This is a genomic window from Burkholderia sp. SJZ089 (assembly GCF_007828315.1).
Classification (GTDB): domain Bacteria; phylum Pseudomonadota; class Gammaproteobacteria; order Burkholderiales; family Burkholderiaceae; genus Burkholderia; species Burkholderia gladioli.
Genome location: NZ_VIUM01000022.1, coordinates 68,139 through 92,771 on the forward strand (window position 1 = coordinate 68,139; position 24,633 = coordinate 92,771).

The window sequence follows — 24,633 nt, forward strand, 5'->3', positions numbered from 1 at the left end:
ATGATCCACATAATCACGGTAACTCGCGGACAGGCATAAAGTGCCTTCAAAAAGCCTACAAGGCTTATCCATTACCGTTTTCGACATCCATTCAAAGACGAGGACATGACCCGGTGAAAGACGTGATGACCACCGACCGATCCCGCCCCCCGACGTTCGCGCGTTTCAGCCGTCTGTGGTTCGGCCCCGTCGGGCTGCGCACGGGGTGGGCCGCGCTGCTGTATGCCGCGATCGTCGCCGTGCTGATGGCCGGCGCGGACTGGCTCGCGCGCCGCCTCGGCCTGCCGTTCCGCCTGCAGGGCGAAGTGAGCGCCGCGCACCAGGTAGTGTTCGAACTGGCGATGTGCGGCGCGGTGCTGGTCGCCACCCGCGTGATGAGCCGCATCGATCGCCGCGCCTGGCTCGATTTCGGCCTGCGCGCGCCGCGCCGCCTGCAGCACCTGCTGCTCGGCGGCGCCTGCGGGCTGGCCGCGGTATCGGCCATCATGGCGCTGCTGGTGGCCACCGGCGGCGCCACGCTCGCCTATTCCGGCATGAGCCTGGCCGCGGCCCTGGAAGCGGGCCTGATGTGGGCCTTCGCCTTCGCGCTGGTGGCCGCCGCCGAGGAACTCGCGTTCCGCGGCTACCTGTTCTTCCGCCTCGCGCAGGGCATCCCGCCGACCGCGGCCGCCGTGCTGACCTCGCTCGCCTTCGGGCTCGCGCACATGTCCAACCACGGCGAGAACATGGCCGGCATCGTGCCGGTGGTGATCTACGGTTTTGTCGCCTGCCTGGCGATCTGGCGCACCGGCTCGCTGTGGTGGGTGTTCGGCGTGCACGCCACCTGGGACTGGTCGGAATCCTTCCTGTTCGGCGCGCCCAACAGCGGGCTGGTACCCGGCAGCAGCCTGCTGGAAAGCCATGCGATCGGCCCGGTCTGGCTGAGCGGCGGCACGGTCGGCCCGGAGGGCAGCGTGCTGGTGTTCCCGGCGCTCGGCGCGCTGGCGTGGGTGGCCTGGCGCGCCCTGCCCGCCACCGGCGACGCCGCGCGCGCGGCGGCCGGCACGCGGCCGGGCCGGGGTCGCGCGGGTCGCGCCGGCTGACGCCTCGAAGGCGCCGGCGGCAGCCGCAGGCCCGGCTCCGGCGTCGATGCGCTCGCGCCGGCTGCCTCGCGCGAACTTCGCCGCCGGTGCCGCCGGTGCCGATTTACCCTGCAGTCCTCAGCATCGAACGGCATGGCCCCGCCTCAGGCCGGCTCACGCTCGCTCTCCCGCTTGGGCTCCGTCGCCGGCCGCCGCAGCGCCGCGTCGGCGAGCCGCCCGCCCGCGCTGAGCCAGGGATGCTTGGCATGGCCGATGCGCTGCGCGCGATAGATGCCGGTGTGCCCCGAGAACAGGTAGGCGATCACGCAGGCCAGCGCGGCGAACATCCCGATCGGCGCGCCGAACAGCTCGATCGCCATGATCGTCGAGGCGATCGGCGTATTGGCCGCGCCCGCGAACACCGCGACGAAACCGAGCGCCGCCAGCACCGGCAAGGGCAGCGCGAGCAGGTGCGAGAGCGCGTTGCCGAGCGTCGCGCCGATGTAGAACAGCGGCGTCACCTCGCCGCCCTTGAAGCCGGCCGCGAGCGTGAGCACCGTGAAGCCGAACTTGCCGGCGAAGTCGTAGACCGGCAAGGGCCCGCGAAAGGCCGCCTCGATGGTGGGAATGCCGAGTCCGAGATATTGCGGCACGGCCAGCACGCTGCCGGCCAGCGCCACCAGCGCGCCGCCTGCCATCGGCCGCAGCGGCCCGTAGGGAATCCAGCGCTTGAAGCGCGCGCCGAGCGCGTGCGTGGCATCGGCGAACAGCATGCCCACCACGCCGAAGGCGACACCCGCGACGATCGCCGAGCCGGCCGTGGCCAGGCCCATCGGCGGCACGTAGGGCACCGGGTAGACGGGATGGTGGATGCCCCACAGCCGGCACACCACGTCGGCGACGATCGCCGCCGCCAAGCAGGGAAACAGCGCGTCGTAGCGCAGGCGGCCGATCGCCAGCACCTCCAGCCCGAACACCGCGCCCGCCAGCGGCGTGCCGAACACCGAGGAAAAACCCGCGGCGATGCCGACCATCAGCAGGATGCGCCGCGTCTCGGCATCGACGCGCAGGATTCGCGCGACGCGATCGGCCAGCGCCCCGCCCATCTGCACGGCGGTGCCCTCGCGCCCCGCCGAGCCGCCGAACAGGTGCGTGACCACGGTGGCGATCATCACCAGCGGCGCCATGCGGGTGGGCACCGCGCGCGCCGGATCGTGGATCTCGTCGATCAGCAGGTTGTTGCCGCCCTCCACCGAGCTGCCGATGCGCAGGTAGACCCAGCCCATGGCGAAACCGCCCAGCGGCAGCAGCCACAGCAGCCAGGGATGCGCCAGGCGCGTGCCGGTGGCGAGATCGAGCAGGTAGAGGAACAGGGCGGAAGCAGAGCCGGCCAACGCGCCGACCAGGCTCGACAGCACGAGCCAGCGGCCGAGCGCGCGCAGCATCGCGACTTGCTCGACGGATTCGAAAGCTTTCATGGTTTCCAGATTCGACGGGACATCAAACCTGGGCGGCAGGACGCCGCTTGTCGTCAAGACGGCCTACGACCTCCTGTACCCAGGATGCGTAGGCATCATCAGCCGGCTGACCGGCGGTTGTGTACGGAGGAATGCCATCTCCGGCAAGCACGGATTGTACGCGAAGTGCAGGCGAAAAAAATGCGGCGGCATCGAAATCGCCGCCGCGACGCGGACCGCATCGGCTCGCGCGGCCTGCCTTTCGCAATGCTTGGCCGTTGCCGCCGGCGGCCCCAGCCGCGCGGCATGCGCGGCGGGGGCCGGGCGCTCGGACCTCAGTGCAGGTCCGAATGCTTGCGGATCGCGTCGGCGGTCTGGCCCGCCTTCTCCTGCAGCTTGCCCTGGGTCTTCTCGGCGACACCTTCCGCCTCGGTCTTGCGGTCGCCCGTCACCTTGCCGAGCGCCTCCTTCATCGAACCCTTCACCTGCTTGAGCTTGCCGTCAATACGATTCTTGTCCATGGTCGACTCCTTGAGGGATTCATCGGGGCCGGCCGCGCGGGCCAGGGCCGCGCGCCGGGGGAGTCACCATCTTCGCAACGCGCGGCCGCCGCGAGCAGATGCAGATGGGCCAGCGCTTTTAGTGCATTCGCACCGGCCCGATGTTCAGCGCGCGGCCCGTCCGCGCGGCGTGCGCGCCGCGCCGGTGGCCTTGGCGGCAGGTTTGGCGGCCGGTTGCTGCACCGCGGCAGGCGCCCCGGTCGGGGCGGGCGCCGCGGCCTCCACCGCGCCGACGATACCCCGCTCGCGCGCCCACACGATCGCCTCGCCGCGGCTATGCACGTCGAGCTTGTTGTAGATGGTCGAGACGTGGTTGCGCACCGTGTTCGGCGCGAGCCCGAGCCGGTTGGCGATCTCCTTGTCGGGCAGGCCGTGGCAGAGCAGGTCGAACACGTCGCGCTCGCGCGCGGTCAGGTCGGCGAGCTGGGCGCCGGCATCGGGTGCCTTGTCACGGCGCACGTTGGCCAGCTTCTCGATCAGGGTGCGGCTGAACCAGGAGGCGTCCTGCATCGCCGTCTCGATGGCCTGGATCAATTCCATCTCGGTGCGCTTGCGCTCGCTGATGTCGAGCAGCGCGAGCAGCAGGCAGTCCTGTCCGTGGATCGCCACCATGTCGGCCGACACCAGGCAGTCGCGCGGCTCGCCGTCATGCCGGAGCACGCGCGCATCGCGCATCCGCACCGCACCCTCGCGGCCGATCGCGTCGACGATCTCGCGCTGCATGCCCGGCTCGGCCCACAAGCCGATCTCCTCGACCGAGCGGCCCAGCACCTCGTGCTGCGCATGGCCGGTCATGGCGGCGAAGGCCTCGTTGCAGTCGAGGATCTCGCAGCCGCCGGCGGTCAGTATCGCCATCGCCACCGGCGCCATCCGGAACGCCTTGGCGAAGCGCTCCTCGCTCTGGCGCAGCGCGGTCTCGGCCAGCCGGCGCGGCTGCAGGTCGGTGAACGTGAACAGCATGCAGGCGTGCTCGCCCATGTCGATCGGCTGGCCCGACACGATCACCGCGTGGTCGCCGCCGTCGGCGCGGCGCAGCAGCGCCTCCATCGGCGGGATCGACATGCCGTCGCCGAGCCGCTCGATCGCCAGCTCGCGCCGCTCGGCGCGATCGAACACGTCGAGTTCGTAGACCGAGCGGCCGATCACCGCCGCCTCGCTGGCCTGGCCGGTGATGTCGAGGAAACCCTGGTTGACCTTCACGTAGCGGAAGTCGTCGAGCCGGCAGATCGCGGCGGGCGCCGGGTTGGCGTTGAAGGTGCGCTCGAAGCGCTGCTCGGCGCTGGCCCAGTCGGTGGCGTCATGCAGCACCAGCGCCAGGCAGTCGGGCTCGCCCGCCGCGTTGGTCAGCACCAGGCTGCGGATCCGGTGGACCCAGCGCAGCCGGTCGTCGGTGGCCGATTCGACCTCCACCGTCACGTCGCTGAACTGCTCGCCGCTGATCACGCGGTCGATCGGATACTGGCCCTGCCGGACCGGGTCGTGGTTGGTGTCGCGCAGCCGGAAGCGCTCGCGATACTCGGTCACGTCGGCGCCCAGTTCGGCCAGGCTGGCCGCGCCGTGCATGGCCAGCGCCGCCTCGTTGGCCCACACGATGCGCTGGTCCGGCTCGACCAGGATCACGCCCTCGGTCAGCCCGGCGATGATCTGGTGCAGTTGGCGGCGGTCGGTATGTGTCTTCAGCGCCTGCTCGTCGGGCGGCGCTGGCTGGAATTCGGCGGCGGGTCGGTTCATCGATGACAGAAGCATGGCTGGCGCGGTCGGGTAAATCGGCAAGAATCGGCCGCGCCGGCACTGTAAAAATTGCACGCCCCGGCGCGGCCCGGCCGCCGCGCGGGCTTGCGGGAACGTCCGGCAAGCCGCCGCGAGGCGGGCTGTCGCAAGGATCGAGCAAGTTTCGTGCAAGGCTGCGGCGAGCACCACGCAGACACCGCGCGAGCGTCGCGCGCAAGCCGGGCAAGCGGCCCGGCCGCCTCCCGCAAGCGGCGTTCAGCGCGAGCGAGCGAAGCGCTGCAACTGCAGGGTGACGCGCTCGGCGATCTGGTCGAGCGGCAGGATCGCCGAGGCCGCGTCGATCGCGGCGGCCGCCTTGGGCATGCCGTACACGGCGCTGGTGGCCGCGTCCTGGGCGATCGTGTAGAAGCCCTTGGCGCGCATCGCCTTCAGGCCGAGCGCGCCGTCGCGGCCCATGCCGGTCAGCAGCACGCCGAGCGCGTCGCCGCGCCAATGCTCGACCACGCTGTGAAAGAACACGTCGACCGAGGGCCGATACGGCGTTTCCTCGGGATGGCGCGTGTAACCGAGCTGGCCGCGCGCGGTGAGATGGAGGTGATCGTTGGTGGCGGCCAGCAGCACCTCGCCGCGCTGAGGCGCCCCACCCTGTTTGGCCACGCGCACCGGCAAGCGCGTGAAGCCGTCGAGCCATTCGGCCATGCCGATCGCGAAGGCCGCGTCGACATGCTGGACGATCACGATGGCGGCCGGGAAATCCTCGGGCAAGGGCTTGAGCAGGGCGGCCAGCGCGGTGGGGCCGCCCGCCGAGGCGCCGATCGCCACCAGCGGCGGCAGCGCCGTGGCGGGCGCCGCCGCCGGCTGCGCCGGCACCGGTCCGCGCGTGGCCAGCAGCCGGCCGATCTGGTCGATCTTGGCCAGCAGCGGCTGCGAGGCATCGGCCAGCATGCCCTGCGCGAGGGTCGGCGTATCCACCGCGTCGAGCGCGCCGGCGCCCATCGCCTCGTAGATGGTGGCCTTGTTGGCATCCACGCTGGCGGTCACGATCAGGATCGCGCAGGGCGAGCGGGCCATGATCTGGCGGGTCGCCTCGACGCCGTCGACGCGCGGCATGATCAGGTCCATCAGCACCAGGTCGGGCGGGTTGGCGACGCAGAAATCGACCGCCTGCTCGCCGTCGGCGGCCACCCACAGCACACGGTGCTCGGGCCGGTGCGACACCGCCCGGCGCAGCGCGGCCACCGCGAGCGGCAGGTCGTTGACGATGCCGATGTTCATGCGCTGGCCTCCCCGATCAGGTCGTGGACGGCGTCGAGCAGGGCCTCGTCGTGGAAGCTGCCCTTGGCCAGGTAGTAGTCGGCGCCGGCTTCCAGGCCGCGCCGCCGATCCTCGTCGCGATCCTTGTACGAGACGATCATCACCGGCACCGCCTTGAGCAGCGGATCGCCCTTGATCAGCGTGACCAGCTCGATGCCGTCCATGCGCGGCATGTCGATGTCGGTCACCACCAGGTCGAAGCGCTCGCCGCGGATCGCGTTCCAGCCGTCCATGCCGTCCACCGCGATGGTCACCGCGTAGCCGCGCTTCTCCAGCAGCTTGCGCTCGAGCTCGCGCACCGTCAACGAATCGTCGACCACCAGCACCTGCTTGCGGCGCTGCGCGAGCGCGCCGCCCGCGTCGCGACGGATCTTGGTGAGCTGGCCGCCGCGGATCAGCTTGTCGATCGAGCGCACCAGGTCCTCGACGTCGACGATCAGCACCGGATCGCCGTTCTCGAGCAGGGCGCCGGCGGCGATGTTGCGGATCTTCTGCAGGCGCGCGTCGAGCGGCTGCACCACCAGCATGCGCTCGCCGAGGAAGCGGTCGACCGCCACGCCGTAGGTTTCCGGCTCGGCGCCGATCACCACCACCGACGTGCCGGGCCCCGCGCCGTCGGGCTCGCCGGCGTCGAACAACTGGTGCGCGGTGACCAGGCCGACGCGGCGCTCGTCGAGCGAGAAGTGCTGCTGCCCCTCGAGCACGTCGATGCCGGCGCGGTCGATCTCGAGCGCGCGCCGCACGTGCACCAGCGGGAACGCATAGGGCTCGCCGCCGACCTCGACCAGCAGGCTGCGGATCACCGACAGCGTGAGCGGCAGTTGCAGCACGAAGCGCATGCCCTGCCCCGGCTCGTTGAAGATCCGCACCGCGCCGCGCACGCGCTTGACCATCTCGTGCACGGCATCGAGCCCGACGCCGCGCCCCGACACGTCGGTGACCTGCTCGCGCATCGAGAACCCCGGCAGCAGCAGGAATTCCAGCACCTCGGCATCGGTCAGGCGGGCGGCCGTCCCGGCATCGGTCAGGCGCTGCCGCACGATCGCCGCGCGCACCGCCGACAGGTCGGCGCCGGGCCCGTCGTCGGCCACGCTGATCAGGAGCGAGCCGGCGCTGTGGCGCGCCTCCAGCGTGATGCTCGCCTCGGGCGGCTTGCCGCGCGCCACGCGCAGCTCGGGGGCCTCGACGCCGTGGTCGAGCGCGTTGCGCAGCAGGTGGCCGAGCGGCGCGTCGAGCATGTCGAGCAGGTCGCGATCGACCTGGGTGGATTCGCCGACGATCGAGAAGCGCACCCGCTTGCCCAGCGAACGCGCCAGGTCGCGCACCACGCGCGGATAGGCGCGGGTGGCGTCGCCGAACGGCCGCATCCGGCATTGCAGCGCCTCGTCGTAGAGCTGCTCGGCGATATGGCTGCTGCGCCGCTCGAAGCGGTCGAGCTCGTCGATGCGGGCCGTGAACGCGCGCTGCAGGTCGTTCATCATCTGCCGCACCTCGTTGAGCGCGGCCTCGCGCCCGGGGTCGAGATCGTCGGCCAGGCTTTCGTAGAGCGTGTCGAGCGCGCGCGCCGCGTCGCGCTGCGTGCGCCGGATGCGCAGCATCGAATCGGCGAAGGGCTTGAGCCAGCGCGATTCGACCAGCGATTCGCCCGACAGGCTCAGCAGCCGGTTCAGGCTGTCGGCGCGCACGCGGCGCATCTGGCCGGCGTCGCCGGCGCTGTCGTGGCTGTCGCGCGCGGCAGGCTCGATGCTTGCGGGCGCAACGGCGCCGGCCGGGTTCGCGGGGTCGCCGCGCGCGGCGCCGGCCGATCCACCGACCGATTCGCCGGCCGCGCCACCATCGGCCGCCGGGGGCGGCGCCGAGGCGGGTTCGCCGAGCCGCAGCTGCGCGGCCAGCTCGGGCGGCACGGTCGATTCGAACGGCATGGCCGCCTCGTCGAGCCCGCGCGGCAGCGGCGCGAGCGACGGCTCCAGCGGCAGCCTGACGTCGTGCTTGGCGAGTGCCTCGTCGGGCAGCGGCTCGGACAATCGCAACTGCGCGGCCAGCTCGTCGAGCGAGAGCGGCGCGGCCGGCGCCGGCGCCGACACGGCAGCGTGACCCGCCTCACCGCCCTCGCCTGCCTCGCCGGCATTCGCCAGCGCGACCGCGAAGGCGTCGATCTCGATCGGTGTCACGGAAGCGGCCGAGCCCGGGTCGCCGACGCGCACCAGCAGGTCCACGCCGGTCAGCAGCGCATCGATATGGCTGGCGCCCAGCACCTGCTCGCCGCGCTGCGCGGCGACGAAGCAGTCCTCCATGCGTCCCGCGATCTCGACGCCCTGCGGCACGCCGACGATGCGCGCGGCGCCCTTGAGCGAATGCGCGGCGCGCATGCAGGCCTCGAACGCGGCGGCATCCTGGGCGCCTTGCTCCAGCGCGAGCAGGTGCCGCGACAGCGCCTCGGTCTGGGTCTGGGTTTCCTCGCGGAACAGGTCGAGCAGCGACTGCCGGCTCAGGTCGTCGTCATGGCTCATCTGAGGCTCCGCAACAGCGAATCGAACAGCCGGTCCTCGTCGAGCAGGCCGACCACGCGCTCGCGCCAGCCGAACACGCAGCGCGTATGCGTCACGCCGGCGCGCGAGACGGTGGCCGGCGGCGGCACGCGATCGGCTGCAGCGAAGCGCAGCACGCCCTCCACCTCGTCGACCGGGAACACCACCGGCTCGCCGCGATGGGCCACCACCAGCATGCGCGTGAAGGCCGCGCGCGGGCCCTCGGCGGCACGCCCGGCGGCAGCGTCGAGATCGAGCAGGCGGGCCAGCGAGACCGCGATGCGCAGCGTGCCGCGCACGTTGACCACGCCCAGCACGGCGCGGCTGCGCCGGTCGGGCAGCGAATGGATCGGCCGGTCGTCGACGATCTGCCGGACCGTCGAGGTGGGCAGCGCGAGCCATTCGTCGGCCACGCGAAACGCCAGCACCGACTGGCCCTCACCGTGCTCGCCGGGCGTCGCGGCGGCGGGCGAGGCGGCCACCCGCCGCGCGGCCTGCGCGAGATCCTCGCCCGACAGCGGCCGGTCCAGCAGGTGCGCCGCGTGGCGCGCGAACACCGGGCAGTTGAGGCAGCGCTGCACCTCGGCCAGCCGCTCGCAGGACTGGTCGCCGCGCACGCCGATGCGGTTCCAGCAATCGTCGATCGCGTCGATGTCGACCACGCCGTCAGCGACGTCGCGCATGATCGCGTCCTCCCGTGTCCTTGCCGCCGGCCTGGGCCGCGGCGCGGCGCGCGCGCTCCTTCAGCCAGCGCGCGCCGTCGTGGTCGCCGGCGATGTCGAGCAGCGTCGCCAGGTGGGTCAGCGCCTCGCGGTGGGTGGGCGCCAGGTAGAGCGCCTTGCGGTAGTGCTCGGCGGCCACCGGCAGCCCCTGCGCGTCGGCGATCAGGCCGAGCAGGTAGTAGGCCTCGGCGCTCGGGCCCGCCGCGCTCATCGCCTCGAGCACGGCGCGCTCGGCGGCCGCGAAATCGCCGGCATCGGCGCGGGCGCGGGCCGTCTCGAGCGCCTCGGCGCCGGTGACGGCGGGGGCGACGGCGGGGGCCGCGTGCACCGTGCCGCCAGCGGCGGGCGCGGCGGGCGCGGCGGAAGCGGCCTTCGCGCCGGCGGATCCGGCGCGGCCCGGCATCGTCGTCACGGTGGCGGTGGCGGTGGCGGTGGTGGCGGTGGTGGCACTGCGCGGCGCGGACTGGGCCGTCGAGGAAAGTCCCGCACCACCCGGCGCGATCCGGTCGCGGCGCCAAGGCGTCGCGCCCTCGCCGCCGGCGACGCTCGCCGTCGGCGCCTCGGCACCCGGGCCGCCGGCCCAGGCGGGCCTGCCCGGCTCGGCCGTCGGCAAGGGCCAGGCGATATCGGCGAACCATTCGTGCGCCGCCGATTCAGCCGGCGCGGTCAAGGTCGCGCGCACGCCGACCGGCGGCAGGCCCGGGCCCGACTCGACGGCGTGACGGCGCCCCGCCCCCGAACCGGGGGCGGTAGCAACAACGGGCATTGCGACCGCGGCACGCGGCCACGCGGCCGGCGCCTCGGCTTCGCGCGTGCGGCGGAACGCGAAGGCCAGCGGAATCTTCGCCGAGCTCATCGCCTGGCGCATCACCACGCCGGTCTCGGCCGGCCCGACGAACAGCAGGCCGTCCTCGGCGAGTCGCGCGTCGAGCGCGCGCAGCGCGCGCTCCTGGGCCTGGCGGTCGAAATAGATCAGCACGTTGCGGCAGAAGATGAAGTCGTAGCGCCCCTCGTCGGCCGCCTGGCCGGGGCCGCCCAGTTCGAGCAGGTTGGCGCGGCGGAAACGCACGCAGTCGCGGATCCGCGCATCGAGCCGCCAGCCGTGGGCGGTCGGCGTGAAATGGCGGGCGCGAAACTCGAGCGCGTGGCCGCGAAACGAATTGCGGCCATACTCGGCGCGCTGCGCCTGCGCGATCGCGCGTGCGCTGATGTCGAGCGCGTCGATCTGCAGGCGCGCCGGATCGATGCCGGCGTCGACCAGGGCCATCGCGGCCGAATAGGGTTCCTCGCCGGTCGAGCATGGCGCGCTCAGCACGCGCAGCGGCAGCGCAGGCTCGGCGCGCAGCCGCTCGAGCGCGCGCGCGGCCAGCGCGACAAAGGCCTCGCGTTCGCGGAAGAACCAGGTCTCGGGCACCACGCACTGCTCGATCAAGGCGCGCTGCTCGTCGGCCGAGGCCAGCAGCAGGCGCCAGTGGGCATCGAGATCCTCATCGTTCAATTGCCGCGCGCGCTGCATCATGGCCGGCGACGCGGCGGCGGCCTCGCCGGCCAGCATCGCGGCGATCCGCTCGGCCAGCACGCGCGCCACGAAATCGGCGCCGAGCGAATCGGCATCGATGCCGGTCTCGCGCGCCAGCCAGTCGTGGATGCGCATCAGGTTGGCACGCGTCATCGGCGTTCTCCGGCCCGGGCGTCGAGGCTGTCGGCGGCGCCCTGGCCGTCGCACGCATCCGCGGCCTCGCGCGCCGCGGCGGCATACAGCAGCGCGCGCGCCTCCTCGCCCAGCAGATGACGCACCGTCACCCACTGCAGCACGCCATGCGCGTCGTGCGCGACCGGCCCGAGCCAGCGCGCGTGCGGCGTATCGATGCCGCCGTCGCTGAACGCCGCCGGGTCGAGCCGCGCGGTCTGCGTGGCATGCTCGACGATCAGCCCCAGCAGGCGCTCGCCCTCGGCCGCGGCCGGCTCGGCATCGCCGTCCAGCGGCAGGCGCACGCGCACGATCACCAGGCGCGTGGAGCGCAGCGGCGCGGCGGCGCGACCCAGCGCGAGCCGCGACACGTCGATCACCGGCACCGGCACGCCGCGATGGATCACGATCCCGGCCACCCAGGCGGGCGCGCCCGGGATCGGCTTGGCGGCGGCCAGCGGCAGCACCTCGGCGATGTCGGCGGCATCGAGCGCATACCGCGCGCCCTCGAGTTCGAACAGCAGGAACAGCATGGTGGGGCGGGTCGCGGCGCTCACGCCTCGACCTTGAAGCGCGAGACGCTGGTGCGCAGCCCGTTGGCGACCAGGGTCAGGTCGTCGATCGCCTGCGAGGACTGGCGCAGCGATTCGGCCGTCTGCTGGGCCGCCTCGGACAGTTGCGAGAGCGCCTGGGTGATCTGCTCGGCGCCGCTGGCCTGGGTCTGCATGCCCTCGTTGACGAGCTGGAAGCGCGGCGCGAGGGTCTGCACCTCGGTGATGATCTGCGAGAGCTGCGAGCCGACCTGCTGCACGTCGAGCATGCCGCGCCGCACTTCCTCGGAGAACTTGTCCATGCCCATCACGCCGGCCGACACGGCCGACTGGATCTCCTTGACGGTCTGCTCGATATCGTAGGTCGCCACCGCGGTCTGGTCGGCCAGGCGGCGGATCTCGGTGGCCACCACGGCGAAGCCGCGGCCGTATTCGCCCGCCTTCTCGGCCTCGATCGCCGCGTTCAGCGACAGCAGGTTGGTCTGGTCGGCGACCTTGGTGATGGTGGCCACCACCTGGTTGATGTTGAGCGCCTTCTCGTTGAGGATCGCCAGCTTGGCGTTGACCGAGCCGGCCGCGTCCATCACGCTGCGCATGGTCTCGCCCATCTGGGTCAGGCCGTTGCGGCTCATGCCGGCCAGCGTGGCCGACTGCTCGGCCACGTTCGACACCTCGTTCATGGTGTGCAGCAGGTCGCGCGAGGTGGCGAAGATCTCGCGCGAGGTGGCGCCGATCTCGGTGGTGGTGGCGGCCGTTTCGTTGGCGGTGGCCTGCTGCTCGCGCGAGGTGGCGGCAATCTCGGCCACCGAGGTGGTGACCTGCAGCGAGGACTGCTGGGCCTGCGCGACCAACGAGGTGATCTCGTCGGCCATGCGGTTGAAGCCGGTCTCGAGCGTGCCGAACTCGTCGCGCCGGCCGAGCTGCAGGCGCCGGGTCAGGTCGCCGGTGCGCATCACGTCGTGCACGCCGACCAGTTCCGCCATCGGCCGCATCACCGCGCGGTACAGCAGCCAGCCCATCACCAGCGCGGCCACCAGTTCGACGGCCACTACCGTGGCCAGCGTGATCTGCGTGCTCGACACCGATTCGCGGATCGACTGCGCCGACTGATCGGCGAAGCTGCGATTCTCGGTAACCAGGATATTGGCATTGCGGATCACGTCCTCCCACACCGGCGTGCAGCGCGCGTAGGCGCTCACCGCGTCGGCATGCGAGCCGCTGCGTGCCTTCTGCACGGCATCGGCCAGCAGCGGCAGGTAACGCTCGTAGACGCCGCGGAAGGTCGCGAAACGCTGGCGATCGTCCTCGCGGAAGGTCGATTTCTGGTAGGTGGCCGACAGCTTCTCGAACGCATCGAGCATGCCGGGGATCTTGTCGAGTTCGCGCGCCGAGGCGGCCGCGTCGGCATCCACGAAGATGGCGCGCTGCATCGCCGTGTAGGACTCGTTGGCCGAGGCGCGCAGCGAGGTGGCCAGGTACACGCCAGGCAGCGAATCGCGCTGGATGCTGTTGGTTTCCTCGTCGATCAGGCGCAGCTTGGTGTAGGAGAAGCCGGCCATCACCAGCATCAGCACGAACAGCGCGCCGAAGCTGAGCAGGATCCGGTTGCCGAGCGTGATCCGCGCGCCGGCGGACTTGGAGGGATGCTCGATGCTTGCGCGAGGCGACACGTTGGCCATGTTTTCGATGTGGGTAGTCAGCGGATGCGTTCGGGAGCCGTCGCGGCACGGACGGCATGGCGCCCGGCGGGGCGCGAGCCAGCACGAGTGTACTGTCTTTACGGCCGCCTAGACAGCCCGGGCAGGCCCGGCGTGGCGGGCGCGCAGCGGCGGCGCGCGGCTCGCGCCGGCGGCGGTCCCCCGAAACAGGGACGGAAGGATGCGCGGCAGGTTCGAGGCGGAAGAAAACGGCACGGGAGAGGCGGCCGGGAACCGCTCGCGCCGGGTGCGGGTGCGCCCGCTCAGACGCGCGGCGAGGCCTTGGGCAGCGCGAGGCCGGTCATGAAGCCGCGCGCGGTGTAGCGCATCAGGATCTCGCCGCGATGCTTGCCGGCGGCGGCCCGCACGAAGGCCAGGCCGAGCCCGAAGCCGCCGCGCTGGGTGCCGGGCCCGTGGGTCAGGCGCACGAAGGATTCGGTGGCGCTGGCGCGCAGCTCGGGCGCGATGCCCTGCCCTTCGTCCTCGACGCCGACCAGCCAGTCCTCGCCGTCGTCGGCGATCAGGCAGCGCACCTCGGCACCGGCCGGCCCGTACTTGAGCGCGTTGTCGATCAGGTTGGCGACCGCGCGCGTGAGCATCATCCGGTCGCCGATGCAGAGGCACTCCAGCTCGGGCACCCCCACGCTGATCCGGCTGCCCATGTTGCCGGCCTTCTCCCAGAGCTGGTCGGCCGCGTCGAGCAGCACCTCGTTGAGGCTGACCAGCTCGGTCGGCTGCTTCTCCGATTGCGCGCGGGTCAGCTGGATGAAGCCGTCGGCCAGCGCCAGCGCGCGGCGCGCGTGCAGCTCGATGCGCTCCAGCAGCAGGGGCATCTCGCCGTGGGTGGCGCGGTAGGTGTCGAGCAGCGAGAGGATCGAGCTCTGCGGCGCGCGCATGTCGTGCGAGAGGAAGTCGAGCACCTCGTCGCGCTGGCGCAGCGTGCGATAGGAATTCGAGTGATAGCGGATCCGCGCGATCATCTCGATCGGATCCGGCAGCTTGACCAGGTAATCGTTCGCGCCGGCGACGAAGGCTTCGCGTTTGGCCAGCGGATCGTCGTTGACCGAGAGTACGATGATCGGCACCAAGGCCGTGAAGGCCTCCGCGCGCCAGGCGCGCACCATCTCGAGCCCGTCGATGTCCGGCATCACCAGATCCTGCAGGATCACGCTCGGGCGCACCTCGCGCGCCATCTCGAGCGCGGCGTGCGCATCGGCGCAGACATGCAGCGCGATATCGGATTCGGCGGCGAGCAGACGACGCACCACCTCGCCGACGAACGCCTGGTCGTCGACGAGCAGCACCGAAATGCCGGATTCATGCGAATCCGGCGCGTAGTCCGTATTGGTTGTTCCGTTCATGGAGTCGTCGCGTGTGCCGTCGCCCGCCGCCAGGGACGGACAGCGCCTGGGTCCATGCGGGGGCGGCTCCGCCTGCGCCCTCTCTGGCGCACTTCCGGTTGTGAATGCCCGGTTTTCGGCGGCATTGCTTCTTTTGGAGAAATATAACTTAATGATTCTAAACGATTTTTATATTTCACGCTGGGGAATCCGACGCACTGGGCATGCGCCATGCTCGTTTGCGACGCAATCGCGGACGACATCCTGAGCGAGCCCCCGGGGCGCCCGCCGCGGGCGAAAAAACCGGCCGCGCCGGGCTTGCGCCACGACGCGGCCGGATTCGCCGCGAGCCACCTCGGCAAAGGCGGTCAGCCGGGTTGGCGGACCACCATCAGGCGCGGCTCGGTCATGTCCTCGATCGCGTAGCGGATGCCCTCGCGACCGAGCCCCGAATCCTTGACGCCGCCATAGGGCATGTTGTCGACGCGGAACGAGGGCACGTCGTTGATCACCACCCCGCCCACCTCGAGCGCGTCCCAGGCGCGATGCGCATGCGACAGCGAATCGGTGAACACGCCGGCCTGCAGGCCGAAATCGCTGTCGTTGACGCGCGCCAGCGCATCCTCGAAGCGCTCGAAGGATTCGAGCAGCGCGACCGGCCCGAAGGCTTCCTTGCGATAGAGATCCTGATCGCGGCCGACCTTCTCCAGCAGGGTGGCCTCGAACATCGCGCCGTCCACCTTGCCGCCGGCCACGATCTTCGCGCCGGCCTGCACCGCCGCCTCCATCCAGCCGGCCAGGCGGCGCGATTCCGATTCGGAGATCATCGGCCCGACGAAGGTTTGCGGATCCTTCGGGTCTCCCATCTTCAGCGCGCGGGTCTTGGCGACCAGCTTCTCGCGCAGCGCCTCGTAAAGGCTTGCGTGCACCAGGATCCGCTGCACCCCGATGCAGCTCTGCCCCGATTGATAGAAGGCGCCGAACACCAGCCGCTCGACCACGTAGTCGAGCCGCTCGCGCTGGTCGGCGTCGACGATCGCGGCCGCGTTGCCGCCCAGTTCGAGCACCACCTTCTTCTTGCCGGCCTTCTGCTTGAGGTCCCAGCCCACCGCCGGCGAGCCGGTGAAGGAGAGCAGCTTGAAGCGCGCGTCGGTGGTGAACAGGTCGGCGCCGTCGCGATGCGCGGGCAGGATCGAGAAGGCGCCCTTGGGCAGGTCGGTCTCGGCCAGCACCTCGCCGATGATGAGCGCGCCGATCGGCGTGCGGCTGGCCGGCTTGAGCACGAACGGGCAGCCCGCCGCGATGGCCGGCGCGACCTTGTGGGCGGCCAGGTTCAGCGGGAAGTTGAACGGCGAGATGAACGAGCAGGCGCCGATCGGCACGCGCTTCACGTAACCCGAATAACCCTGGGCGCGCTTGGAGATCTCCAGGTCGACCAGCTCGCCGCCGATGCGCACCGATTCCTCGGCGGCCACCCGGAAGGTGTCGATCAGGCGCGTGACCTCGCCCTTCGAATCGTTGATCGGCTTGCCGGCCTCGATGCACAGCGCGTCGGCCAGCTCGTCGAAGCGCTCGCGAAAGCGCGTCACGCAGTGATCGAGCACGGCCTGGCGGCGGAACGACGGCCAGGCGGCGAACGGCTTCTCGGCCTCGACGGCCGCCGCGATGGCCGCGTCGATCGCCTTCGCGTCGGCCAGCGCGACGCGCGTGGCGACCTTGCCGCTGTACTTGTCGGTGACTTCGAGATCGGTGTTGGCCTGCACGGCCTGGTTGGCGAGGTAGTACGGGTAGCTTTCCTTCAGCATGGCTTGCCTCCGGTCGGGGGATGCGGGAATCGGCGGCGCCGCGCGCGAGGCACGGCGCCGCGAGGGGGAAACACTCAGAGCTGCGCGGACAGGCGCGGGATCTCGCGGTTCAGGATCCGTTCGTTGTCCGAGTAATCGATCGGCACGTCGACCAGGTGCACGCCCGGCGTGGCGAAGCAGTGTTCGAGCAGCGGCCCGAGCGCGTCGGCCGATTCGGCGCGATGGCCCTGCGCACCATAGCTCTTCGCGTAGGCGACGAAGTCGGGGTTGTCGAGCGTCATCGCGTAGTCGGGGAAGTTCATGTTCTCCTGCTTCCAGCGGATCATGCCGAAGGCATCGTCGCGCAGCAGCACCACCACCAGGTCGAGCTTCAGGCGCACGGCGGTCTCGAGTTCCTGCGAATTCATCATGAAGCCGCCGTCGCCGCAGATCGCCACCACCTTCTTCTGCGGATGCACGATCTTGGTGGCGATCGCCGAGGGCAGGCCCGCGCCCATCGAGGCCAGCGCGTTGTCGAGCAGCAGCGAATTCGGCTCGTGGGCACGCCAGTAGCGCGCGAACCAGATCTTGTACATGCCGTTGTCGAGGCAGGCGATGCCGTCCGCGGGCAGCGCGCGCGACAGGTCGTGCACCACGCGCACCGGGTGCAGCGGGAAGCGCGGATCGTCCTCGCCCTTCTTCAGGTGCTCGTCGAAGCGCTCCTTGATCAGCATGAAGCGCGAGAAGTCCCAGCTCTGCTTCGGCGCCAGCGCCTCCTTCATCTGCCAGACCGCGTTGGCGATGTCGCCCACCACCTCGATCTGCGGGAAGTAGACCGGATCGACCTGGGCGCCCAGGAAGTTCACGTGGATCACGGTCTTGTCGTTGCTGCGCATGAAGAACGGCGGCTTCTCGATCACGTCGTGGCCGACGTTGATGATGCAGTCGGCATGGTCGATCGCGCGGTGCACGAAGTCGCCGTCCGAGAGCGTCGCGTTGCCGAGCCAGAGCGGATGCGTCTCGTCGATCACACCCTTGCCCATCTGGGTGGTGAAGAACGGGATGCCGGTGGCGTCGACGAACTCACGCAGCATGCGCGCGCTGGTCTTGCGGTTGCCGCCCGCGCCGATCATCAGCAGCGGATGGCGCGCCTGGTGGATCGCCTCCACCGCGCGCGCCACGGCCTTCTCCTCGGCCACCGGGCGGCGGCTGTAGCTGGCCGGGATCGGCTTGCCGTCGCCCTCCTCGTGCGCGATGTCCTCGGGCAGCTCGAGGTGGGCGGCGCCGGGGCGCTCGTCCTCGGCGCGCCGGAACGCCTCGCGCACCGCCGAGGGGATATGCCCGATCGAGACGATCTGGCGCGTCAGCTTGGTGAGCGGCTGCATCATGTCGACCACGTCGACGATCTGGAAGTGGCCCTGCTTGCTGGTCTTGATCGGCTTCTGGCCGGTGATCATCAGCATCGGCATGCCGCCGAGCTGCGCGTAGGCGGCGGCCGTGACGAAGTTGGTGGCGCCGGGGCCGAGCGTGGACAGGCACACGCCCGCCTTGCCGGTCAGCCGCCCGTAGGTGGCGGCCATGAAACCGGCGGCCTGCTCGTGGCGCGTGAGCACCAGCTTGATCCGCGAATGGCGGATCGATTCGAGCAGGTCGAGGTTTTCCTCGCCGGGAATGCCGAACACGTATTCGACGCCTTCGGCTTCCAGCGCCTTGACGAACAGATCGGATGCTTTCATGGGGACTCTCGGTGGATACCGCCCGACCGGCTTACGGCGCGGGCGGTGTGGCAAACGCCCGGGTCGGCCTACGACCCGGGCGGCTCGTTACCTGCAGATGGACCAGATTGAAAGGCATGCCGCGCGCGGCCGGTGCCGGACTTCGGCGCCAGCGTCCGCGGCGGACGACGGGTTTGATTGTAGGAGATCGCGCCGGGCGCTGCAGCGATGGCGGGCGCCGTGCAGCGCCAGCGGAAACGAAAGGAATTCGTCAGGAGAAAGCGGGCATCACCACTGGCAGGCGGTGCTGTCCGAGGTGAAGCTCCCGGCATCGTCGACGAAGCCGACGCTGCGCCGCGGCGAGGCTTTCGTGTAGCTCATCGACTCGACGATCGCGCCCTGGCTGAGCATCCGGTACTCGCCGCCGAGCCGGCCGTCGATCACCTCCACCCAGGTGCGATCGAATTCGTCGGGGCGGCCCGGAGCAAGCTCGGTGCCGTGCTCGGACTTCAGCACGATCGGGATCACCGTCTTCGATCCCTTGTAGCGCACGTAGCCGCCCGACCAATTCGTGTCGCTGTCGTAGAACATGCGGAACTCGAAGCGGATCGGCGCGGCGCCCTCGCTGCTCCGGAAGCAGCGCACGTCCTGCTCGATCCTCGCCTGCGCCGCGCCGGCGGCCAGGCCGAGCAAGAGCACGGCGGGCAACAGGGACCTCGGGCCGAGGCGAGGCCTCGCCATGCTTCGCTTCATGATCGCGCTCCGTATCGATGCGCCGGTGTCGATGGCTTCATGGGCAGGCGTGACAAGCGCCTCATTCCATCGCCAGGCGCGCCGTCACTTCCTGCTGGTCCAGCTCGCGCTCGAGCTGGTGCAGCACCTCGTCGTGGATCTCGCCGGCGCGATGCATGCGCAGCATCTCGGCGCGCCCGGCCGCCACCGCGGCCAGCACCACGTCGTAATGGGCGTGGACGTCCTCGGTCGGGAAGGCCGGCTCGTGCTCGAAGCGCTCGGCGATCGACATCCGGTAGCTGTACTGCTCGAGCAGGCGCGGATGGATCACCTTGCCCTCGGCGTCGCGCACCAGCGGCTGGATCGCGGCCAGCTGGGCGCGGCTCATGCGTGCCCAGGCACGCGGCTCGGTGAGATGCCGCGAGTTCGGCACATGGCCGTCGTGCGGCGACACCAGCCGGATCAGCGGGCCGATGGTGGTGCCCTGCAGCAGCACCGTGACCAGGATCACCGCAAAGGCGGCCACCAGGATCATGTCGCGGCCGGGCATCGCCTCGGGCAGCGACAGCGCGATCGCCAGCGTGACCACGCCGCGCATGCCGGCCCAGCTCATCACGGTGGCGGCGCGCCAGTCCGCATGCGGGCCGGCGCGGCCGAACCAGCGGCGCGGCAGCTTGAGGAACTCGACCGCGAAGATCCACAGGAAGCGCGAGCCGATCACGGCCGCCAGCACCGCCAGCAGCATCGGCGTCATGCTCGCGAACACCTCGCCGAAGCCGCCCAGGCGCACCAGCACGCCGCGCAGCGACAGCCCGATCAGCACGAACACCAGGGCCTCGAGCAGGAACACCATGATCTTCCAGAAGGCGGTGGAGCGCACCCGCACCATCGCGCTGAAGATCTCGTGCTGGTGCCAGCCCAGCATCATGCCCATGGTCACCGTCGAGATCACGCCCGACACTTCCAGGGTCTCGCCGGCGATATAGCTGACCCAGCCGCCCAGCACCGCCGAGATCGTGATCAGGTAGTCGTCGGAGAGCAGCTTGATGAAGCGGATCAACGCCCAGCCGACGATGAAGCCGACCGCCACGCCGCCCAGCCCCAGCTCGGCGAAGCGCAGCACCGCGCCCTGGAAGCTGAACACGCCGGTCAGCGCGGCGGCCGCCGCGAAGCGGTACAGCACCAGGCCGGCCGCGTCGTTGAGCAGGCTCTCGCCTTCGAGCAGCACCATCAGCCGGCGCGGCAGCGCGACCCGTTCGAGCACCGCCTTGGCGGCCACCGCATCGGGCGGCGAGACGATCGCGCCGAGCGTGAAGCAGGCCGCCCAGGGCAGCGAGGGCACCGCCCAGTGCACGGCCAGGCCGACCGCCAGGGTGGTGAACACCACCGCGCCGATCGCCAGCATCATGATGCCGCCGAGGTTGCGCTTGAACTCCTCCCAGACCGAGAAATAGGCGCCGTCCACCAGCAGCGGCGGCAGGAACACGATCAGCACCAGGTCGGGATCGAGGTTGATGGGCGGCAGGCCCGGCACGAAGGCGATGCCGGCGCCGCCGACCAGCAGCGCCGCGGCGGGCGGCAGCCTCAGGCGTTTGGCGACCAGTTCGAGCACGACGATCGCGGCGATCGACAAGAGGATCAGCTTGAAGGCCGACACGGGAGACATGGAAGCTCCTTCTCCTTGGAAGAAAACGGGTTGCGGATGGGCTTGCGAAAGGCTTGTGAGGGGCCTGCAAACGGTCGCGCGATTACACCATGAGGGCTCGCGCCGCGTCGAGCGGAGAAATGTCAAACGGGAGTGAACAACGCTGCCCGCGCGACATGGGGCGGTCAGCTTGGCGGGCGATGCGGGCGCGACAAGGGGATGTCATGCGGGCCGGCTGGGGCCGACCCGTGCCCCCGGGAACTGCTAGGGAGCTGCTAGGCAGGGCTAAGTACCGGGCGAGCCGGCATGCTCGCCGGCGCTTCAGTGCAGCGGCAGCCCGGCGCCGGCCCAGCGCGCCGCGTAGCTCACCAGGTACAGCACCAGCCCGATCAGGCCGCCCACCACCGTGCCGTTGATGCGGATGCTCTGCAGGTCCTTGCCGATATTGAGCTCGACCTGCCGCGACATCTCCTCGCTGTCCCAGTTGCGCACCGTGTCGCTGATGTGCCGCGTGAGGAAGGCCGCGAACTCGGGCGCCATCTCGGCGGCCGCCTTCTCGACGTGCTCGTTCATCGATTCGCGCAGCGCCGGGCTGGCCGCCAGCCGCTCGCCGAGCCAGCCGCCCAGCGCGGCGGCCTGCCGGTGCAGCAGCGAATCCTCGCGCGCCAGATCGGCCCTGAGCCAGTCGCGCAACTGGCTCCAGAGCTCGGCCACGTAGCCGTTGAAGGCCTCGCCGTCGCGCAGGTAGCGCTTGAGCTCCTCGCCCTTCTCGATGAACGCGGGATCGGCCTTGAGCCGCTCGACCAGGCGCGCGGCCGTGGCGTCGAAGCTGCGCCGCAGCCGGTGCTCCGGATCCTCGCCGATCTGGATCAGCACGCGCGTCACCGCGTTGGCGATCAGCTCCGCGCCGTGCTCGCCGAGCCAGGCGGTCGGCATCACGCGCTCCATCTTCGGATATTCGCCCTTGAGCCAGTCGACGATGTAGGAGGCGATCGCGCCGCGCTGCTCGGGCTCGCGCAGCAGCGCGACCAACTGGGCGATGCCGTCGTCGAGCAGTTGCTGGTGGCGGCCGTCGCGCGTGAGCGTGTCGAGGATCGCGCCGGCCGAACGCGACAGGTCCACCTTGTCGAAGGCGGCGTGCAGCGCGTCCTTGACGAAGCGCTGGATCCGCGCGTCGTCGGTCATCTCCAGCGCGAAGCCGATCAGCCGCGTCGCGTAGCCGCCGAGCACCCGGGTATTGGCGGGCTCCACCAGCCATTGGGCGAGACGCGCGGCCGGGTCGTGGCGCTGGATCAGCGCGACGATCGAGGCCGGATCGAGGAAGCGCTCGCGCACGAACTGCGCGAGATTGTCGGCGATGCGTTCCTTGTTGCGCGGCACGATCTCGGTATGGCGCGACACGATCGGGATCGGCACGCGCCGGAACAGCGCGGCGACCGCGAACCAGTCGGCCAGCGCGCCCACCATGGCGGCCTCGGCCACCGCCTTCACGCCGTCGATCCAGGGCCCGCCCGGCACCGCCAGGGTGAGCGCGAACACCGCCGTGACGGCGACCAGCAGCGCCAGCGTCCGGCGCTTGCTGGCCTTCAGTTCGGCTGACTTGTCGCGCATCGTCGCGTATCGGGTTGCGTATTGGTATCGCCGGGCCAATCGGCCGGGGTGAGGAAGCGGACCATCAGCACGCTGTCGACGAAGCCGCCCGGCACGCTCAGCGCGCGCGGCTCGACGCCGTAGACCTCGAAGCCCGCGCGGACGTACCAGTCGCGCACGCGCTGGTCGGCGCCGGCAACCGCCAGGGTGAGTTGCGCGAGTTCCTCGGCCGCCTCGGCGAGCACCGCGTCGAGCAAGGCGCGGCCGACGCCGAGGCCGCGCACGCGCGCCTCGACGAACACGCCCCACAGCACGCCCTTGTGGCGCTCGCGCGGGCCCGGCTCGCGCCGCAGGCCGGCCATGCCGACGATCTCGCCGTCGCGATAGGCGCCGAACACCGCCATGCCCGCCAGGCGCGCCACGAAGTGATCGAGGCCACGCGCGGCCTCGACCTCGTAGGTCGAGCCGAACGCGCCGGGATCGGCTTGCAGGGCGGCGAGCCGGATGGCCCGGTAATCCTCCGCCCGCGACGGGCCGAGACGGACGATTTCGAAGGCGGCGGGAAGCTCGGGAGCAGACGGCAAGGACATGCGTCGATCAGGGCGGATGAGGAATCGTTCGATGGTACACCGGCGATTGGCGGGCGGCCTTGGCGGTTCTGGTGGTTTCAGCGGCATGGGCATCGCAGCATCGGCGGTCAGCGCGCCGGCCGGTTGCCGCATCGCAAGCGCCCCCGTAGAATCGATCCGCACATTCCAGGCCCGGCCCCCCGCCCGCCGGCGCCCCTCGTCCCGTTTCGAAGGAGTCCGCAGCGTGCCGGCCATTTCCGCTCGACGCGAATCCCGTGCCCGCCATCCGGCGCGCGCGGCTCGACGCCTCGCCGTCGCCGGCCTGGCCGCGCTTGCCCTGGTCCTGAGCGGCTGCGCGACCCACCCGCCCGCCACCTCGCTGCCGCGCCCGGTCACGCACGCGCTGCCGCAGGATACGCCCACCCCGCTGCGCGACGCGCTGGCCGCCCCCGAGCGCGCGCATCCGGGCGAATCGGGCTTCCGCGTGCTGTCGGTCGGCACCGACGCGCTGCAGATGCGCATCGCGCTGGCCCGCGCGGCCACCCGGACGCTGGACATGCAGTACTACATCGCCACCGAGGACACCACCGGCAAGCTGCTGCTGGCCGCCGCGCTCCACGCGGCCGATCGTGGGGTGCGCGTGCGGATGCTGGTGGACGACCTGAACTTCAAGGACATCGGCCAGATCATGGCCTCGCTGAACGCGCACCCGAACATCGAGATCCGCGTGTTCAACCCGTTCGGCGCGACCCAGCGCGGCATGTTCGCGCGCACCGCCGACCTCGTCACCAAGATCGACCGCTTCACGCGGCGCATGCACAACAAGGCGATGATCGCCGACAACCAGCTCGCGATCGTGGGCGGCCGCAATCTCGGCGACGAGTATTTCAGCGCCAGCCCGACCCTGCAGTTCCGCGATCTCGACGTGCTGGCGGCCGGCCCGGTGACGGCCGACATCTCGTCGAGCTTCGACGCCTACTGGGCCAGCGCGAGCGCCTATCCGCTGCGCGCGCTCAACCACCAGCGCTTCTCGCCGCAGGACCTGGACCAGGCGCGCGACGCGCTGCGCGAGCACTGGCGCGAGTACGCCACGCCCTACGACGCCAAGCCGCTCAACGCCACCCCGCTGGCCGCGCAGATCGCCGGAGAGCAGCTCGGCCTGGTGTGGGCCCCAGCCGAGTTCAAGGCGGACTCGCCCGAGAAGATCACGATGGCGAGCGGCACCTACCAGAGCCCGCCGATGCAGACGCTCGCCAAGCTCGCCAAGGAGGCGCGCAGCGAGTTCCTGGTGTTCTCGCCGTATTTCGTGCCGCACGATGCCGGCGTGGAGGCGCTCGGCGCGCTGAGCGCGCGCGGCGTGCGCGTCGCGATCCTGACCAATTCGCTGGCGGCCACCGATGCGGTGGCGGTGCAGGCCGGCTACGCGCCCTATCGCGTGCCGCTGCTGCGGCGCGGCGTCGAGCTCTACGAGTTCCGCGCCGAGCAGCCGCCCACCGCCAGCTTGCGGCTGTTCGGCTCGCGCTCGCGCGCGAGCCTGCATGCCAAGGCCTATGTGATCGACCGCTCGACCCTGGTGATCGGCTCGCTCAACCTCGATCCGCGCTCGGCCTACCTCAATACCGAGCTGGCCCTGGTGATCCGCAGCCCGCAACTCGCGGGCGAAGTGGCCGGGCTGTTCGACCACGTCACGCAGCCGACCGAAAGCTATCGCGTGACGCTGGCCGAGCCGGCCTCGTCCGCGGCGGGCGGGCCGGCCGCGCAATCGCCGCTGCTCTGGACCGATGTCGAGCATGGCCAGGTGCGCACCTACAGCGTCGATCCCGGCGCGGGTTTCGTGCGCAATGCGCTGACGGGCCTGTTCCGCATGCTGCCGGTCGACGGCCAGCTCTGAGGCAGATCGTGACGGCGACGTGACGGCCGGGCGCGTGCCCGGCGGACACGCGCTCA

The 24,633-nt window shown here is 71.0% G+C and carries 18 protein-coding genes and 1 riboswitch; of the genes, 2 read left to right on the top strand and 16 right to left on the bottom strand.

Translation table 11 applies throughout. The annotated features are described in order from the left end of the window. The first annotated feature begins 125 nt into the window (after positions 1–125). Entirely contained in the window at positions 126–1,082 is a 957-nt protein-coding gene (locus FB600_RS31255) for a CPBP family intramembrane glutamic endopeptidase (RefSeq protein WP_045577447.1), read from the top strand. Between the two features lie 143 nt (positions 1,083–1,225). On the opposite strand, the gene FB600_RS31260 is transcribed toward FB600_RS31255, so the two are convergent. The 16 genes from FB600_RS31260 to FB600_RS31335 all read right to left on the bottom strand — a co-directional run bounded on the left by FB600_RS31260 (position 1,226) and on the right by FB600_RS31335 (position 22,941). Then, positions 1,226–2,539, bottom strand: coding sequence for a voltage-gated chloride channel family protein (locus tag FB600_RS31260; protein WP_145757939.1), 1,314 nt, complete (start codon positions 2,537–2,539; stop codon positions 1,226–1,228). An 82-nt stretch (positions 2,540–2,621) separates the two neighbouring features. Then, positions 2,622–2,690, bottom strand: a riboswitch (Fluoride riboswitch). A 163-nt stretch (positions 2,691–2,853) separates the two neighbouring features. After that, entirely contained in the window at positions 2,854–3,039 is a 186-nt protein-coding gene (locus FB600_RS31265; RefSeq protein ID WP_013690973.1) for a CsbD family protein, read from the bottom strand. Between the two features lie 144 nt (positions 3,040–3,183). Beyond that, on the bottom strand, positions 3,184–4,809 hold the full coding sequence (locus FB600_RS31270; RefSeq protein WP_124076650.1) for a PAS domain S-box protein: 1,626 nt from the start codon (positions 4,807–4,809) through the stop codon (positions 3,184–3,186). 255 nt (positions 4,810–5,064) lie between these two features. Continuing rightward, positions 5,065–6,084 carry a chemotaxis response regulator protein-glutamate methylesterase gene (locus FB600_RS31275; protein WP_096751545.1) on the bottom strand — a complete coding sequence of 340 codons (1,020 nt, stop codon included), beginning with the start codon at positions 6,082–6,084 and terminating at the stop codon, positions 5,065–5,067. After that, positions 6,081–8,633, bottom strand: coding sequence for a hybrid sensor histidine kinase/response regulator (locus FB600_RS31280; RefSeq protein WP_145757940.1), 2,553 nt, complete (start codon positions 8,631–8,633; stop codon positions 6,081–6,083). The genes FB600_RS31275 and FB600_RS31280 overlap by 4 nt, the downstream gene beginning before the upstream one ends. Next, positions 8,630–9,337, bottom strand: a complete 708-nt coding sequence (locus tag FB600_RS31285) for a chemotaxis protein CheW (protein WP_373421831.1) — start codon at positions 9,335–9,337, stop codon at positions 8,630–8,632. Before FB600_RS31285 ends, FB600_RS31280 begins: the two co-directional genes overlap by 4 nt. After that, positions 9,318–11,045, bottom strand: coding sequence for a CheR family methyltransferase (locus FB600_RS31290; protein WP_145757941.1), 1,728 nt, complete (start codon positions 11,043–11,045; stop codon positions 9,318–9,320). Before FB600_RS31290 ends, FB600_RS31285 begins: the two co-directional genes overlap by 20 nt. Beyond that, complete coding sequence (locus tag FB600_RS31295) at positions 11,042–11,596, bottom strand: chemotaxis protein CheW (RefSeq protein WP_096751548.1); 555 nt, start codon at positions 11,594–11,596, stop codon at positions 11,042–11,044. The genes FB600_RS31290 and FB600_RS31295 overlap by 4 nt, the downstream gene beginning before the upstream one ends. Before the next feature lie 20 nt (positions 11,597–11,616). Beyond that, complete coding sequence (locus tag FB600_RS31300; protein WP_105820414.1) at positions 11,617–13,293, bottom strand: methyl-accepting chemotaxis protein; 1,677 nt, start codon at positions 13,291–13,293, stop codon at positions 11,617–11,619. Positions 13,294–13,574: 281 nt separating this feature from the next. Then, entirely contained in the window at positions 13,575–14,672 is a 1,098-nt protein-coding gene (locus FB600_RS31305) for a hybrid sensor histidine kinase/response regulator (protein WP_096751550.1), read from the bottom strand. A 347-nt stretch (positions 14,673–15,019) separates the two neighbouring features. Continuing rightward, on the bottom strand, positions 15,020–16,456 hold the full coding sequence (locus tag FB600_RS31310) for an aldehyde dehydrogenase family protein (RefSeq protein WP_096751551.1): 1,437 nt from the start codon (positions 16,454–16,456) through the stop codon (positions 15,020–15,022). A gap of 74 nt (positions 16,457–16,530) precedes the next feature. Continuing rightward, positions 16,531–18,171: an acetolactate synthase large subunit gene (locus FB600_RS31315; RefSeq protein WP_017920500.1), complete on the bottom strand. Its 1,641-nt coding sequence runs from the start codon at positions 18,169–18,171 to the stop codon at positions 16,531–16,533. Positions 18,172–18,438: 267 nt separating this feature from the next. Further along, positions 18,439–18,858, bottom strand: a complete 420-nt coding sequence (locus FB600_RS31320) for a hypothetical protein (protein ID WP_098182052.1) — start codon at positions 18,856–18,858, stop codon at positions 18,439–18,441. Positions 18,859–18,964: 106 nt separating this feature from the next. Then, on the bottom strand, positions 18,965–20,548 hold the full coding sequence (locus FB600_RS31325) for a Na+/H+ antiporter (RefSeq protein ID WP_096751553.1): 1,584 nt from the start codon (positions 20,546–20,548) through the stop codon (positions 18,965–18,967). Between the two features lie 300 nt (positions 20,549–20,848). Continuing rightward, positions 20,849–22,138 (bottom strand): DUF445 domain-containing protein, encoded by a 1,290-nt coding sequence (locus FB600_RS31330; protein ID WP_145757942.1) that lies wholly within the window; start codon positions 22,136–22,138, stop codon positions 20,849–20,851. Then, positions 22,114–22,941 carry a GNAT family N-acetyltransferase gene (locus FB600_RS31335; protein ID WP_233630358.1) on the bottom strand — a complete coding sequence of 276 codons (828 nt, stop codon included), beginning with the start codon at positions 22,939–22,941 and terminating at the stop codon, positions 22,114–22,116. The genes FB600_RS31330 and FB600_RS31335 overlap by 25 nt, the downstream gene beginning before the upstream one ends. Here FB600_RS31335 and FB600_RS31340 point away from each other — a divergent pair. Continuing rightward, positions 22,931–24,577, top strand: a complete 1,647-nt coding sequence (locus FB600_RS31340; protein WP_145757943.1) for a phospholipase D family protein — start codon at positions 22,931–22,933, stop codon at positions 24,575–24,577. The genes FB600_RS31335 and FB600_RS31340 overlap by 11 nt on opposite strands. The last annotated feature ends 56 nt before the right edge of the window (positions 24,578–24,633 follow it).

Bases quoted from the DNA above. Each gene is read 5' to 3' on its own strand.
- FB600_RS31315 (WP_017920500.1), bottom strand. From the start codon at position 18,171: ATGAAAGCATCCGATCTGTTCGTCAAGGCGCTGGAAGCCGAAGGCGTC.
- FB600_RS31275 (WP_096751545.1), bottom strand. From the start codon at position 6,084: ATGAACATCGGCATCGTCAACGACCTGCCGCTCGCGGTGGCCGCGCTG.
- FB600_RS31310 (WP_096751551.1), bottom strand. From the start codon at position 16,456: ATGCTGAAGGAAAGCTACCCGTACTACCTCGCCAACCAGGCCGTGCAG.
- FB600_RS31295 (WP_096751548.1), bottom strand. From the start codon at position 11,596: ATGCTGTTCCTGCTGTTCGAACTCGAGGGCGCGCGGTATGCGCTCGAT.
- FB600_RS31270 (WP_124076650.1), bottom strand. From the start codon at position 4,809: ATGAACCGACCCGCCGCCGAATTCCAGCCAGCGCCGCCCGACGAGCAG.
- FB600_RS31255 (WP_045577447.1), top strand. From the start codon at position 126: ATGACCACCGACCGATCCCGCCCCCCGACGTTCGCGCGTTTCAGCCGT.
- FB600_RS31260 (WP_145757939.1), bottom strand. From the start codon at position 2,539: ATGAAAGCTTTCGAATCCGTCGAGCAAGTCGCGATGCTGCGCGCGCTC.
- FB600_RS31305 (WP_096751550.1), bottom strand. From the start codon at position 14,672: ATGAACGGAACAACCAATACGGACTACGCGCCGGATTCGCATGAATCC.
- FB600_RS31335 (WP_233630358.1), bottom strand. From the start codon at position 22,941: ATGGCCGGCACGCTGCGGACTCCTTCGAAACGGGACGAGGGGCGCCGG.
- FB600_RS31290 (WP_145757941.1), bottom strand. From the start codon at position 11,045: ATGACGCGTGCCAACCTGATGCGCATCCACGACTGGCTGGCGCGCGAG.
- FB600_RS31330 (WP_145757942.1), bottom strand. From the start codon at position 22,138: ATGCGCGACAAGTCAGCCGAACTGAAGGCCAGCAAGCGCCGGACGCTG.
- FB600_RS31265 (WP_013690973.1), bottom strand. From the start codon at position 3,039: ATGGACAAGAATCGTATTGACGGCAAGCTCAAGCAGGTGAAGGGTTCG.
- FB600_RS31300 (WP_105820414.1), bottom strand. From the start codon at position 13,293: ATGGCCAACGTGTCGCCTCGCGCAAGCATCGAGCATCCCTCCAAGTCC.
- FB600_RS31280 (WP_145757940.1), bottom strand. From the start codon at position 8,633: ATGAGCCATGACGACGACCTGAGCCGGCAGTCGCTGCTCGACCTGTTC.
- FB600_RS31325 (WP_096751553.1), bottom strand. From the start codon at position 20,548: ATGTCTCCCGTGTCGGCCTTCAAGCTGATCCTCTTGTCGATCGCCGCG.